The following is a 12,627-nucleotide window of genomic DNA, read 5'->3' on the forward strand; positions in this document are numbered from 1 at the left end:
AGAGCGTTTTCGAGCGAAACTAGAGCTTCGGTCCTGACTCAATCAAAATCGAAACTCTAGCGCCGCGTCACCAAAGGCGTTCTGATCGTGCTCACCGGGACGAGATGGACCTCACCACCCCCCTCGCCGCCTGGCGGCGGCAGTGTAAGCACGGCGCCCTGTTCGTCCTTTTCCATCGTGACTTCCCGGCCGCGAATCGCACTCAGCTTCCAGCCCTGAAAATCTTCGCCGACTCTCAGCCGCAGCGCAGCATTGGTCGATTGATCCAGGAAGATGCCGAAGCCTTCGTCGTCTCCGGCAATGGTGCCAACGAGCGACAATTGCGGAGGTTCGGCCTCTTTCTTCCGCGGCGGCGGAGGTTGTCTGGTGACGACAGGCTCGGCGACGGCCACGGGCGGCGGTCGCCGTGAGGGCGAGAACACCGGACGCTCGCGTGTGTTGGACAGTTGCGTCAGCGGAATGCCCCACAACGGATTGGCACTGAGTGGCCGGACCGGCGCCGCCGGTGGTGGAACCGTGCGCACCGTCGTGACCGGTTCGGAAGGTGGCGGCGATGTCAGGACGGGTCCGCCGAGCCGCGTGTCATCCAATAGCCCAGCATCAAGTGCATCGCCGGATGCATCAGGCGCGGCCGCCGCCATGGATTGGACCGACAACGCGAAGCTCATGACGATGACTGCCAAACGCATTACTTGGCCCCCCGCCACTGTCCGGAGACGCCCAGCAGCACGCGCAGCTTGCCCGGGCCTTCGCCAGAGTTCGCGCCATCGAGGATGGTCTGCACGACCAGCTGGTCAATAAACAAGAACGGCATGCCGGCCTCAAGGTCGTAAAGCACCTGTTGCAGTTGCTGTTGCTCGATTTCGAAACTCGCGACCATGCTGATGAAGCCGGCCTTCGCAGGCGTGTTGGGAACATCGAGCTGGGTCGACAATACGTTGCCGCCGAATTTCGTCACCGAGCCCGCCACGCGCTGCAACAGCGTCGCGCCGGCAACCGTGACCGTGGCACCTTCGAGATAGGCCGAGCCCGCCGGCATCGTCTCACCGGGCCCCCCGCCTGCTCTGGGCGTGCGCCCCTCCAACTGCGCCAGCATCGCCGACGACGCGGCGAGTTCGTTACGCTGACCGATAAGATCGGATAGCGACGATACGGCCACGAACAGCAGCAGGATCAGTAGTCCGACATAGGTTGCGGCTGCCACGAACGGCGAGGTGCTGATTGCCTTCAATGACCGGGCCGACGCGTTCATGAACCGGACCCAAAATACGCTGATATATTGGCCTCGACGTGAAAGCGCTCGCCGGACTCGTTCGCCGCGCGGGTCGTCGGTGCGAAGAATGTGGCGCGGGTGAATTGCGGCGACTGTTCCATCAGGCGAATGAGCGACGGTGCGTCCTGGGTCATGCCGACGACCTGCACCTTGTCGCCTTCGATGCGCAGCTCCGTCACATAGGTCGTGTCGGGCAGCACGCGCGCGAGCGCTTCCAGCACCATCACGCTCGATGGCGTGGTCTGCTTGCGCTTTGCCAACAAACCAATTCCGGATGCCATGCCATTGGCGTCAACCCGCAATGCCGCGCGGCGCTGCGAAATCTGCCGCTGGATATCCTCCTGTTCAGATTGCAGCGAACCGCCGAGATAGATGCTGAGGAACAGCGACGCAGCGGCTGCAATGCCGGTCGAGATCAGGACGACGCGCAACAGGCGCGGCACATTCGGCCCCGCCATGCTGCGAAGCCGCTTGTCGAGCAGCTTCACCCGGATCGGCGCGCCGCTGCCGCCTGCGGCCGGCGCATGGATAGAGACGGAAGCAGCGCCCAGCCTGTCGGCCAACTGCACCAACGGATCGACTTTCGACGCCGAGGTCGCACTGAAGGCAACTTCGATCCGATCGTCAGCGACCGGGACCGGAGAACTCCAGCCGAACACCGCCTCGCTTGCGCCCCATGGCGTCAGGCGGTCGACCTGGGAGCGAATCATGCCATCGAGAAAGTCGGCCGCGCGCATTGGAAAGTCGAGCGGACGAGTCATGACATGGTCGGGCGGCAATTGTACCTCGACACGGCTGCCCTTAAAGGCTGCGCTCCACTGCGCCGGCAATGGCGGCTCTGGCGTGCCGTGCTGAATACGGAAGGCGAGAATTGTCGGAGCGTGGCTGTCTTTCGATGCAGCCATGCTCGCGGTGAATGTGCCGTCTGCATTCTCGTCAAGCTGGATGCGGCGCTGACGCACCAGCCTGTCCGCGACGCCGTCGACCGCACCGGCAACCGCCGCGATCCATTGCTCGAACCACTCCCTGCTCTGCGCGATCATCGCCATCACGTGCTCCCGCGGCGGGAAACGACGTTTCGCGGTGCAATGTCTTCCTGCCAGGACAGCACGCGATAGGGCTCGGCCTTGTCGCCCATGGCGATCACGACCTCCGAGGTGGTGCGGCGACCATTGCGAAAACGGATCGTGGTCTCGACGCGATAACAAGGACTCGTTGCGGTCGAAGCGTCTTTCTTCGCCGCATCGGGCGGCTGTGAGGCCGGTCGGGCCGCGTTCGGCGGGGCTGAACTGCCCCCGAACGGATCTTGCTTGTTCGCTGATTTTTCGGGCATGGCCTCGATAACCTCCGGCGCCGCGATCGTCGGATCGACATCGGGAGATCCGTTGAACACCGTCACGAACGGCAGCGCACGCTCCGCCAGCGCGGCCGGCAGGCCTACGACCAGCGCCAATTCATTGACATGGACAAACGGAGCCTGCCGCGGCGAGTAGCCGGCCGAATTGTAACGCGCTTCCTCCTCGTTGGCGCTGCCGGGAACGGGCCGGGTTCGCCAGCCGACGACCCGATCCGCATATTCGAGGGCCGCATCCTTGTCGGCGCCGAGCGCGGTAAACAGGCCGGCCAACATCTCCTTCGGAGCGAGATTCAGATCGATGCGGGCGGCCTCCGAAGTGAAGGCGACCTGGACGTTCGCATCATCCATCCGGAAGTGAAAGGCTCCGTTCGGCGGCTTGGTGCGTTCGTCCGCCAGCGCCAGTTGGTAGGCGGTCAGTTCGAGGCTGGCGGATACCAGCGCCTCGGTCTGCAGCGCAGTCTCGTTGACCGCGATCGCCCGCGTGGACGCCGATAAATAGGCGGCAAAGATCATTGCGAGCGATGTCAGCGCCGCCAGTATCCAAAGCACGGCGACGATGACAAAGCCGCGTTCGCCGGAGGTTTTACGTGCGCCGATCGCTGTCATCACGTCCTCCGGGCTCGGCTGCACCTTGCGCGTTGCCTTTGTTGTCGTCGCATTTGCCGTCCGGCTTCGTGCAATCGCTCGGCAATTGCACATGAACCGGCGCGATCGTCGAGACCGACAGCACGCGCTGGCTCGCGGCATCACGCACCGTCAGCTTGATCATCGCCGGCAGCCGGTCCGCGTTTCGCCACGTGCTTTTCCAGACGTGATCGGGACCGGCATAGGCGAATGACAGACGAAAGGGCGCGCGCAGCAGCACCACCGGGTCGCCGAGATGCGTTTGTTCCGACAGCGACAGCCCAACGGGCAACGGCGTGAAGCGCGCCCGCGAGCGGACCGTGACGAACTCGCCGCGATCTTTGGTTTCGCCGAGACGCACCACATCGAGCCCTGGCCCGGCGTTCGGGCCTACCGCCGTTCGCACGAACATGACAGACAATTCCGATCCGTCGAACAGCGGCCGGCGCGAGTCGCGGTTGGCGGGAACGAATTCGGCAGCGGCTAGGTCCGCGGCAATCCGCTCGAGCGCAATGCCTGTCAGTTCGCTGCGCTGGATCCGGCCAAATCCCTTGTTCCAGTTCGGCAGCCACTGCGCGGTGATGGTCGCGAGCGCCGACAGCAGTAACCCCATCAGCGCCAATGCGACGATGGTCTCTATCAACGTAAATCCGCTCTCATGCGCGCGTCGCTTTACCGATGCCGGGCTCATTCTGATGGCCTCGGCATCAAGCGCACGGTCCGAACATCGGACAGCGCGCCAGTGGGCGACCTGACGCGAATCCTCACCAGTTCGGCCGTCCATGGCACATTGGCGCCTGGGACATTCCAATCGTCGCCAAGCGGACTGACGTCGATGGTCCAGCGATAGCCCTCGGCCTGGCCCGTCGAGGTGCCCTGCTGCAATTCCGAGCGAGGCGGAACGCCCACCGTCATCAAGGTGCGCGCCGCCTGCATCAGCGCCACGTGCTGCTCCAATGCCCGCACGCCGCGCATGTTGCCGGCCATGACGGTGCCGATCGCGATAATGGAAACGGCCACCACCGCCAGCGCCACCAGCACCTCGATGATCGTGAAGCCCGCGTCGGGGCGATCAGTTGGTGGCGGTGTCACGGGAAACAACCTCGACCCTTCCGGTGAGCCAGTTGACGCGGATCTCATAGCCGGCATCGAACCGCGTCAGTGCGATGGATCCGCCACATGAGCTGCCGTTGGCGAAGAAGCGAATGGTCGACAGCGCAGCCTGCCGTTGGCAGGTTTGCGGCAGCAGCGCATCGAAGCGTACGTCCTCGGGAATGCGGACCGTCGATCGCGACGAACCGGAATGGATCACGCGGCTCGGCGCGTCGACCAGCGTCGCAATGCTGGTATTGCGATTGATGGCGGCGTTGCGGTCGGCTTTCAGGAGCGTCGCGGTCTGCAACGCATAGGCCTGCAAACGCGACCGCGACGTCTGGCGTGGGATGAACGGCAGCAGCACGGCAGCCAGCAATGCGATGATGGCGAGCACACACACCATCTCCAGCAAGGTGAAACCGCGCTGCGTGACGTCATTCATCTCGGGAGGCTGTCGTCTTTTCGAGGGAAATGTCGGCGGAATTGCCGCTGCCACCCTCCTGGCCATCGGCGCCATAGGAGACGATGTCATAGGGACCATGCTCGCCGGGTGACCGATAGACGTAAGCGTGATTCCAGGGGTCCTTCGGGACATTGCCGCCCTTCAGATACGGCCCATTCCAGGCGGCAAGCCCCGGCGTCCGCTGCACCAGCGCGGCAAGACCTTCAGCAGACGAAGGAAACCGGCCGGCGTCGAGATAGAACAGGTCGAGCGCGCTCGAGAAACTCTGCAGTTGGATGCGCGCGGCCTTGACCTTGGACTCGCTGAGATAATTGAGCACACGCGGACCTATCAAGCCCATGATCAGGCCGATGATGGCAATCACGACCAACATCTCGACCAGCGTGAAACCCTCTTGACCGCGATAGGCGTGCTCGCGTCTCTCGCGGGCGGCGCCTTGATCCAAGCGAGTGACGAGCAATTCAGAAATACTCTTGAGCGCAATCATGATGTAACCCTTGCTCTTAACCGACAAGTTGCGTGACCGACAGCAGCGCCGTCATGACCGACACGATCAATCCGCCGACGACCGTGCTGATCGTGATGATCGCAAGCGGTCCGACGATGCCGACGATACGGTCAAGGCTGCGCTGCAGTTTTGCTTCGTAGAATTCGGCGACCCGTCCCGCCAGGACCGGCAATTGCCCCGTCTCTTCACCAAGCCGAAGCATGCGGACCGCCATCGGCGGCAGGCTGTTGGCAACGGCAAGCGCCTCCGACAACTTCCCGCCATGCCGGACGCGATCGGCAGCGGCCGTCCAGCTCGCTTCGCTTCCCGTCACCGCCATGATGTCGACCAGGATACGCAAGGTGGCCGTGAGATTGACGCCGCTGCCGAGCAGGACACCAAGATTGCGGCAGAACAGGCTGGCGCGATAGAACTGAAAGATATTGCCGATAAGGGGGAGCTGCGACAACCCGTTCACCATTGCCGCGCGCACGCTTGCCTGGCGAAACAGCCACCAGACGATCGCGATGACCACAGCCGCGATCAACATGGCTGCCGTCGCATTGGCGCGCAGGAAATCGGACAACTGGATGAAGGAGGCGAGCGCCGTATCGGACTTCGCGCCGAAATCGCCGAGCACGGTCGAGAATTGCGGCAGCACGAACAGAAGAAAGAACAGCATCACGCCCGACGCCGCAACCAGTACGAAGGCGGGATATTGCATGGCGTCAGTGAGCTTCCGCCGCATCTGTTCGGAACGCGCGCGCTCCGCGCCCAGCATTTCCAGCACGGAATCGAGCGTGCCGGAGACTTCGCCGACGCGCACCAACGCACCATACATCGGTGGAAACAGGTTCGGATGATCGGCTACCGCATCGGCGAAACTCTCGCCAGCAAGCAGAGCCGCCCGGATCTTCGCCACCACGGGGCGCATCCGTCCCACATCGGCATCGCCGGACAGCAGTTCGAGGGCATCGTCGAGGCGCGCGCCCGCCTTGAGCAGCAGCGCGAGGTCGCGTGTGAACGTGGTGATCTCGGCGGCGCTCGGCCGGCCGAACAGGCCGTGACCTCCCGAACTGTGGGACGCCCGCTTGTCTTCGATGGTTTCGATCGGCAGCAGCCGCAGATATTCGATCCGGCGCGCGACCTCGGCGGCCGTCGGTGCGCTGATCGTGCCGTTCACGATCTCGCCGCTCTGGGTCAGGGCGCGGTAGCGGAAATTCGGCACGTGGTCACCGCATGGTCGTGACGCGGAGAATTTCGGCAGGCGACGTCAGCCCGGCGCGGCACTTGGCGATGCCGTCGTCAAGCATTGTCGTCATCCCCGCACGGATCGCCATCGCATCGATCTTCAGTCCGTCGGTCTTCTCCCCGATTAGTTCGCGCAGTTCGTTGGAGACTTCGAGCAGTTCGAAAACACCAAGCCGGCCGCGATAGCCGGTGCCGCCGCAACGTTCGCACCCGCAAGGCTCCTGGATCGTTTCACCGGCGCGGAACTCGAATGCGACAAGCCGCGGATCCTCGGCAAAATCGGCGGGCCCAAGCGTCCGTCCTGATTTGCAGCGTTCACATAGCTGCCGGACAAGACGCTGTCCGATCACGCCGCGCAGCACCGAGCGGAGCAGATAGCCCTCGACGCCGAGGTCGAGCAGGCGCGGCACCGCCGCGGCCGCCGTCTCGGTATGCAGCGTCGTCAGCACCAGATGGCCGGTGAGAGCGGCATGGATCGCGACATGTGCGGTCTCGGAATCTCTGATTTCGCCGACCATGATCACGTCCGGGTCCTGGCGCACGAACGAGCGCAGTGCGGTAGCAAAGGTCAGGCCGATCGCGGGCTTGATCTGGGATTGATTGACGCCGGGAATTTCGTATTCCACCGGATCTTCAATCGTCAGGATCTTGCGCGTCGGCTCATTGAGGATCGAGAGGATCGTGGCAAGTGTCGTCGTCTTGCCGCTACCGGTCGGACCGGTGATGACGATCATGCCGTGCGGCAATGCGAGAAGCCGCCGCAGCTTGCTTTCGTCTGGCGCGGAGAATCCCAATTTTTCCACGACCAGCAATCCGCGATCCTTCGGCAGGATGCGAATGACGGCCGATTCGCCGTGCTGCGTCGGCATGATCGCGACGCGGATGTCGATGTCGGTACGCCCTGCCCGCAACCGCGCCGCACCATCCTGAGGCAGCCTGCGCTCGGCGATGTTGAGATTGGCGATGATCTTGATGCGGGAGATGACGGCTTGCGGCAGCACGCCGGATAGCGCCGCCACCGGCCGAAGCAGGCCGTCGATGCGCAGGCGGACCACGAGGCTGGAAGCGAACGGCTCGATGTGGATATCACTGGCGCGAAGTTCGACAGCTTTTTCTAGCAGATCATTGACCGCGCGAACCACCGGCGCGCCGCTCGCAAGATCGCGCAAACTCTCGATGTCGTCCTCGCGCGGCAGCGTTGCCGCCGGTCCGGCCGCGTCCATGTCATCGACGTTCAGCCGTTGATCCAGGACGACGGCAACGTCCTCCGAGGTTGCGATCTTGATCATGACGGCCGTGCCGAGCACGATCTGCGCCGCGCGTTGCGTCGCCTGATCGGTCGGATCGACGACCACGAGCGTCATCGTTCCATCGGAGGTGGTGCACGGATAAACCATGGTCTCGCGCAGGAAGCGCTGCGAGAACGACGCTACCAGCGGCGCCGCCGACATCATCTCCTGCAGGGTCATGCGTCCGAGCTCGAAAAAGCGGGCGGCCTCGTCGGCAAACTCGGCGGGCGAGAGATTGGTGATCTCCCAAACCTTGTGGTGACGGCGATCGGAGCCGCTCTGTCCCGCCGGATCCGTCTCACCATCAACCGGCGTCAAATGCTTGTTCTGACGGAGGTAGTCGACGAACTGCGAGGACCGATCGCTAGCCATTTCGTCTTATCCGTCACATTGGTTTGGAGCAGCGCAGACGTCAGGCGTGTTGTTATCGATCCGAAGTATGACAGGCATACGAATGCGGCGTTTGCTCATCGCTAAAGAAAATTTTGAGACTGCCCTCCCCGATTTGAATTGCTGCCTCATTTTCATGCTTCGGCGTCCATCGCAGAATGGTAGCCAGGGCAACAATCACGCAACCAATTTATTTCTGTCATGTTCGCTCGCTAATAATTCGAGGGGACAGGGGCGGATTGTCGAACATCCTCCAGTCGGAACTGGCAAGAAGTTATGGTGCGCGTAGGCAAGCTGGGCCGCTACCAACGGATTCGCGGCGGCATTGCCGCCGCTTTTGCATTGCTGTCGCTGGGGCTGTTGGCGTCCTGCAATTCCGCAACGGTTGGCGGAGGCGTGGATGCGGCTCAAGTCGACATCTCCGACAAGGTACGCTCGCTTGATCTGTTGCCGCGGCAATCGCAACCCGTGAACGCCTTGGGCGCCGCTGGCGCACAGAATGGCAGTGTTCGCGCGGCGATGTATGAGGGAGCCGAGGTCACGGCGGTGTCGGACGAGCGGCTGCAGCCGACAGCGAACGGCAACGGCTTCGATCTGAACTTCGAGAACACGCCGGTTGCGACCGTCGCCAAGGTCGTGCTCGGCGACATACTGCATGTCGGCTACACCATCGACCCGCGGGTGCAGGGCACGGTGAGCCTGGTGTCGGTCCGTCCAGTGCCGAAGTCGGACATCGTGTTCGTGCTGGAAAATGCCTTGAGATTGAGCGGCGTCGTGCTGCTTCGCGATACGACCGGCTACCGGCTTACGCCACTCGGCGACGCGGTCGGCGGCGGCCGGGTCGATACGGCAAGCGGCAATCCCGAACCCGGGTTCGGCGTCTCGGTCGTGCCCTTACAATATGTGTCGGCGCAAACCCTGCTCAAGCTGATGGACAGCTTCGCCACCAAAGCCGGCGCCGTGCGCGCGGATACGACACGAAATCTCATCCTGATTCAAGGAACCGGCGCCGAGCGCCGCACCGCGGTCGATACGGTGCTGAGCTTCGACGTTGACTGGATGCGCGGCCAATCCGTCGGCATATTCCCGATCTCGAGCGGCTCGCCGGCGCCCATCATCGCCGAGATGGAGAAGATCGTCGATTCCGGCGAGAACGGCCTCAGTCAGAACATCATCAAGTTTCTGCCGATTGCCCGCCTCAACGCGGTGCTGGTGGTGACCAAGAAGCCGGACATGCTTCGCACGGCGGCGACCTGGATCAAGCGGCTTGATCGAAACGATACCGCGCGGACCACTGTCCACGTTTATCGCGTCAAGTTCGGCGACGCCCGCCAGATCGCGCGGGTGTTGACGGATATGTTCCTCGGCGGATCGTCGTCGAGCGTGGCCGAGAGCGCCGACAGCCAGATCGCGCCGGGTTCCGGAATCGCGGCAACTTCGAGCGCCGGGGATCGGCTCTCGCTCAACGGCAACTTGGGATCAAACACAAATGGCGGCTTTGCCTCGCGCGGCAATCTGAGCATGAATGGCACGCCGGGCCTCGGTGGCAACGGGGGCCTCGGCGCGCAGCCTGCCAGTCCCAATCAAAACGGCGGTGGCGCTCCGCTCGACAGCGGCCGCGGTTCCGGAAACGGCCAGCCCATGATGCAGGACGTGCGGATCACGCCCGACACCGTCAACAATACGCTGCTGATCTACGCCGACCAGGCGAACTACCGGATCATCGAATCCACGCTGGTACAGATCGACCAACCGCAGTTGCAGGTCGCGATCGATGCGACGATTGCCGAGGTCACGCTGAACAATACGTTGTCTTATGGCGTGCAAGCCTACCTGACGAGCCGGAATGTCGGGTTGAAGCCGAACACGGGCTCCGTTCTCAACACCCAGGCCACCGCGGCGCCGACGACAATTACCGACCCGACGACCGGCGCGGCCACCGTCGCCGGATCGGTCACCAACGCTTTCATCAATCGGGCCTTCCCCGGCTTCAACTTCCTGATCGGGTCGGAAACCCAGCCCAGCCTGATCCTCGATGCATTGCATGCGGTCACCAGCGTCAAGGTGCTCTCCAACCCGTCGCTGGTGGTGATCAACAACCAGGTGGCGACGCTGCAGGTCGGTGATGTCGTCCCCGTGTCGACCGGGAGTGCGACGGTGCTGACGACGAACAACACCGTCGTCAACACGATCGACTATCGCAACACCGGCATCATCCTGCGGGTTTCGCCGCGCATCAGCGTCAATGGCAATGTTCGGCTCGACGTCGAGCAGGAGATCAGCAACGTGCCCGCAGCCAGTGCGAACAGCCTGACGCCGACGGTGTCGGAGCGGCGGGTCAAGAGCCAGATCTCGGTGGCAAACGGTCAGACCGTGCTGCTGGCGGGCCTGATCAGCGAACAGCAGAACGGCACACGCAGCGCCATCCCGGTGCTTGACCAGATTCCGGGCCTTGGCGATGCCTTCGGACACCAGAGCAACAGCACCCAGCGCACCGAGTTGATCATCTTCATCCGCCCGCAGATCATCCGCGACGGCTCCGACGCTCACGTCGTGGCGGAAGAACTCCGATCGAAACTGCGCGGCAGCATTGCCACGACCCCGACCAACGCCGCAATCACGACCAGCTTCCATTAAGCAGGACCACAGAATGCTGAGCATCCGCGCCGCGCGCCGATTTCTCCTCGCGCTGCTGGCCATTGCTCTTTCAACTGCCGCCGCGCCGGTCGGCGCCAGCAGTCTGTCGCGCGGGACCGCTGCGTTCCATCGCGGCGACTACATTCGCGCGTTCCGAGAGCTTGCACCGCTGGCCGAACGCGAGAATGCAACCGCGCTCGGCCTGCTCGGCTTCATGTATGAGCACGGCTTCGGCGCGCCGCAAGCCTATGACGCCGCCGCCGATCTCTATGCCCGCGCTGCCATCCAGGGTAATCCATTCGCGCAAGCCATGCTTGGCCTCTTGTACGACAAGGGCCACGGCGTTCCGCAGGATTTCGTCCTCGCCTATAAGTGGCTCAACCTCGCGGCGGCCCGAACCAGCGGGCGCGAGCGGGATGCCTATGCACGGTTCCGCAACGCAGTCGCTTCAAAAATGTCGACCGATGAGATCGTGATCGGCCAGCGGCTGGCGCTGAACTGGGCGCCGGCGTTTCCTGCGCCCGCCCTGCGACTGTCACACTAAGGTTGGCTGAACGCATCCGCTGCGCCGTCCGTCTCGTGAAGAGACGGGGCCGCGCTGCCGACCGTGTCACAGAAGCGTCAACCCTCCGTCAGCCCGTCGCAATGGGTTGCGATTTGTGACAGGATTGCTACCGTTGCATGTCAGTTCGACTACGCGGGAGCAGGGCCCATGAGTATGGAGTGGCGGGCGCGGCCAAATCCAGTGGTTCGCTGGTGGGGTCTGTTGGCCCTTATCAGCGGCGCCAACATCGCGCTTTGGTTCTTGCTGTACGGCGAGTTTCACAAAGTTCCCTCGGGCGGCCTAGTCAGCAGCTCCAGCACCCAGTCCATGTTCCTGCTTTCCGCGGCCTATGTCTTTGGCTGCGCATTCAGGTCGCTCCTGCCGCGCGCGGACGTTCAGCGGATCTGCCTGGTCGACACCTGGCTATCGAGCGTCTTCGTTGGCCGATCGGTGGCGACCGTGGCCGAGATCTGCTTTGCGGTGCAGTGGGCGATCATCCTCAACCAATTGGGCGGGATGACCGGCGCTGACACCACGTTGAACGCCGCGCAGTTGATCGTGCCCCTGATCCTCATTGCCGAGTGCTTCTCATGGTACGCCGTGGTGTCCACCAACTATCTGGGCAATGCCATCGAGAACTCGATATGGGCGATCGCCTTCTTCGTTGTGGGGGTTGGCCTTTGCCGGCTGCTGCCTGAATTCAACGGCCCGGTTCGCATCGCCCTCATCGTCACGATCGTCGGAATTGCGGGCTATCTCGCCTTCCTCATCACGATCGACGTCCCGATGTATTTGAGCCGATGGCAGGCCGGCCTCGCCGATGGCAGCAAGCTTCTCGGTTTTCTCGAGGGGCTTCATGACGTGAGCACGCGCTGGGTCGTGACGCACGACTTCGAGCACTGGAAGGACGAGATCGCCTGGATGTCGCTTTATTTCAGCGCGGCCGTCTGGGCCAGCCTCGCGCTTTGCGTGGTCTATTCGCTCGACGGTCGTCTGCCGCAATATCGCACCGAGGCGGCGGCTACGAACTGCCCGGCAGCGGTTTGCAGCTTGCCGCAAGGTGCCCGCGATGACCGATATTTTCGTGTGGCCTACGCGCCGACTTGAGGACGGCGACGGCGAGCGACTGTCGTCCCTGCGAAGGCAGGGACCCATATGTGGACGGCCCCCGTGGCACAAGAGCTTTTGAGGTGATCGGATCGCTTGCATCCATATGT

Annotated in this window: 13 protein-coding genes; 3 read left to right on the forward strand and 10 right to left on the reverse strand. The window is 63.2% G+C overall.

The window, feature by feature from the left end; all coding sequences use genetic code 11:
- Positions 1–56 precede the first annotated feature (56 nt).
- Genes OZ411_RS28545 through OZ411_RS28590 form a run of 10 tightly spaced genes read right to left on the reverse strand, consistent with a single transcriptional unit; the run spans position 57 to position 8,211 of the window.
- Positions 57–689 (reverse strand): hypothetical protein, encoded by a 633-nt coding sequence (locus OZ411_RS28545; protein WP_282530638.1) that lies wholly within the window; start codon positions 687–689, stop codon positions 57–59.
- Entirely contained in the window at positions 689–1,252 is a 564-nt protein-coding gene (gene gspM, locus OZ411_RS28550; RefSeq protein ID WP_282530639.1) for a type II secretion system protein GspM, read from the reverse strand. The genes OZ411_RS28545 and gspM overlap by 1 nt, the downstream gene beginning before the upstream one ends.
- Positions 1,249–2,322: a PilN domain-containing protein gene (locus OZ411_RS28555; RefSeq protein WP_282530640.1), complete on the reverse strand. Its 1,074-nt coding sequence runs from the start codon at positions 2,320–2,322 to the stop codon at positions 1,249–1,251. Before OZ411_RS28555 ends, gspM begins: the two co-directional genes overlap by 4 nt.
- A complete protein-coding gene (locus OZ411_RS28560; protein ID WP_282530641.1) occupies positions 2,322–3,236 on the reverse strand; it encodes a type II secretion system protein GspK in 915 nt (304 codons plus the stop codon). Before OZ411_RS28560 ends, OZ411_RS28555 begins: the two co-directional genes overlap by 1 nt.
- The gene (locus tag OZ411_RS28565) at positions 3,214–3,945 is read right to left on the reverse strand and encodes a prepilin-type N-terminal cleavage/methylation domain-containing protein (RefSeq protein WP_282530642.1); all 732 of its coding nucleotides are present in this window, start codon (positions 3,943–3,945) and stop codon (positions 3,214–3,216) included. Before OZ411_RS28565 ends, OZ411_RS28560 begins: the two co-directional genes overlap by 23 nt.
- Positions 3,942–4,346, reverse strand: a complete 405-nt coding sequence (locus tag OZ411_RS28570) for a prepilin-type N-terminal cleavage/methylation domain-containing protein (RefSeq protein ID WP_245476400.1) — start codon at positions 4,344–4,346, stop codon at positions 3,942–3,944. The genes OZ411_RS28565 and OZ411_RS28570 overlap by 4 nt, the downstream gene beginning before the upstream one ends.
- Entirely contained in the window at positions 4,327–4,791 is a 465-nt protein-coding gene (locus tag OZ411_RS28575; protein WP_130580406.1) for a type II secretion system protein, read from the reverse strand. The genes OZ411_RS28570 and OZ411_RS28575 overlap by 20 nt, the downstream gene beginning before the upstream one ends.
- Positions 4,784–5,299, reverse strand: coding sequence for a type II secretion system major pseudopilin GspG (gspG, locus tag OZ411_RS28580; RefSeq protein ID WP_245476401.1), 516 nt, complete (start codon positions 5,297–5,299; stop codon positions 4,784–4,786). Before gspG ends, OZ411_RS28575 begins: the two co-directional genes overlap by 8 nt.
- A 16-nt stretch (positions 5,300–5,315) precedes the next feature.
- Complete coding sequence (locus OZ411_RS28585) at positions 5,316–6,527, reverse strand: type II secretion system F family protein (RefSeq protein ID WP_282530643.1); 1,212 nt, start codon at positions 6,525–6,527, stop codon at positions 5,316–5,318.
- A gap of 4 nt (positions 6,528–6,531) precedes the next feature.
- Positions 6,532–8,211: a GspE/PulE family protein gene (locus OZ411_RS28590; RefSeq protein ID WP_282530644.1), complete on the reverse strand. Its 1,680-nt coding sequence runs from the start codon at positions 8,209–8,211 to the stop codon at positions 6,532–6,534.
- A gap of 294 nt (positions 8,212–8,505) precedes the next feature.
- Here OZ411_RS28590 and gspD point away from each other — a divergent pair, with 294 nt between their 5' ends.
- From gspD to OZ411_RS28605, 3 genes are all read left to right on the forward strand, one after another.
- Entirely contained in the window at positions 8,506–10,866 is a 2,361-nt protein-coding gene (gene gspD / locus OZ411_RS28595) for a type II secretion system secretin GspD (RefSeq protein WP_282530645.1), read from the forward strand.
- Between the two features lie 13 nt (positions 10,867–10,879).
- Positions 10,880–11,410: a tetratricopeptide repeat protein gene (locus tag OZ411_RS28600; RefSeq protein ID WP_130580409.1), complete on the forward strand. Its 531-nt coding sequence runs from the start codon at positions 10,880–10,882 to the stop codon at positions 11,408–11,410.
- A 168-nt stretch (positions 11,411–11,578) separates the two neighbouring features.
- Complete coding sequence (locus tag OZ411_RS28605; RefSeq protein WP_245476402.1) at positions 11,579–12,517, forward strand: hypothetical protein; 939 nt, start codon at positions 11,579–11,581, stop codon at positions 12,515–12,517.
- The last annotated feature ends 110 nt before the right edge of the window (positions 12,518–12,627 follow it).

The sequence above is a fragment of the Bradyrhizobium sp. Arg237L genome, from assembly GCF_029990105.1.
GTDB lineage: Bacteria > Pseudomonadota > Alphaproteobacteria > Rhizobiales > Xanthobacteraceae > Bradyrhizobium.

What these genes read in the sequence shown, in the direction of transcription:
- OZ411_RS28545 (WP_282530638.1), bottom strand. Translation starts at nt 689, where the DNA reads ATGCGTTTGGCAGTCATCGTCATGAGCTTCGCGTTGTCGGTCCAATCC.
- gspM (WP_282530639.1), bottom strand. Translation starts at nt 1,252, where the DNA reads ATGAACGCGTCGGCCCGGTCATTGAAGGCAATCAGCACCTCGCCGTTC.
- OZ411_RS28555 (WP_282530640.1), bottom strand. Translation starts at nt 2,322, where the DNA reads ATGGCGATGATCGCGCAGAGCAGGGAGTGGTTCGAGCAATGGATCGCG.
- OZ411_RS28560 (WP_282530641.1), bottom strand. Translation starts at nt 3,236, where the DNA reads ATGACAGCGATCGGCGCACGTAAAACCTCCGGCGAACGCGGCTTTGTC.
- OZ411_RS28565 (WP_282530642.1), bottom strand. Translation starts at nt 3,945, where the DNA reads ATGAGCCCGGCATCGGTAAAGCGACGCGCGCATGAGAGCGGATTTACG.
- OZ411_RS28575 (WP_130580406.1), bottom strand. Translation starts at nt 4,791, where the DNA reads ATGAATGACGTCACGCAGCGCGGTTTCACCTTGCTGGAGATGGTGTGT.
- gspG (WP_245476401.1), bottom strand. Translation starts at nt 5,299, where the DNA reads ATGATTGCGCTCAAGAGTATTTCTGAATTGCTCGTCACTCGCTTGGAT.
- OZ411_RS28590 (WP_282530644.1), bottom strand. Translation starts at nt 8,211, where the DNA reads ATGGCTAGCGATCGGTCCTCGCAGTTCGTCGACTACCTCCGTCAGAAC.
- gspD (WP_282530645.1), top strand. Translation starts at nt 8,506, where the DNA reads ATGGTGCGCGTAGGCAAGCTGGGCCGCTACCAACGGATTCGCGGCGGC.
- OZ411_RS28600 (WP_130580409.1), top strand. Translation starts at nt 10,880, where the DNA reads ATGCTGAGCATCCGCGCCGCGCGCCGATTTCTCCTCGCGCTGCTGGCC.
- OZ411_RS28605 (WP_245476402.1), top strand. Translation starts at nt 11,579, where the DNA reads ATGAGTATGGAGTGGCGGGCGCGGCCAAATCCAGTGGTTCGCTGGTGG.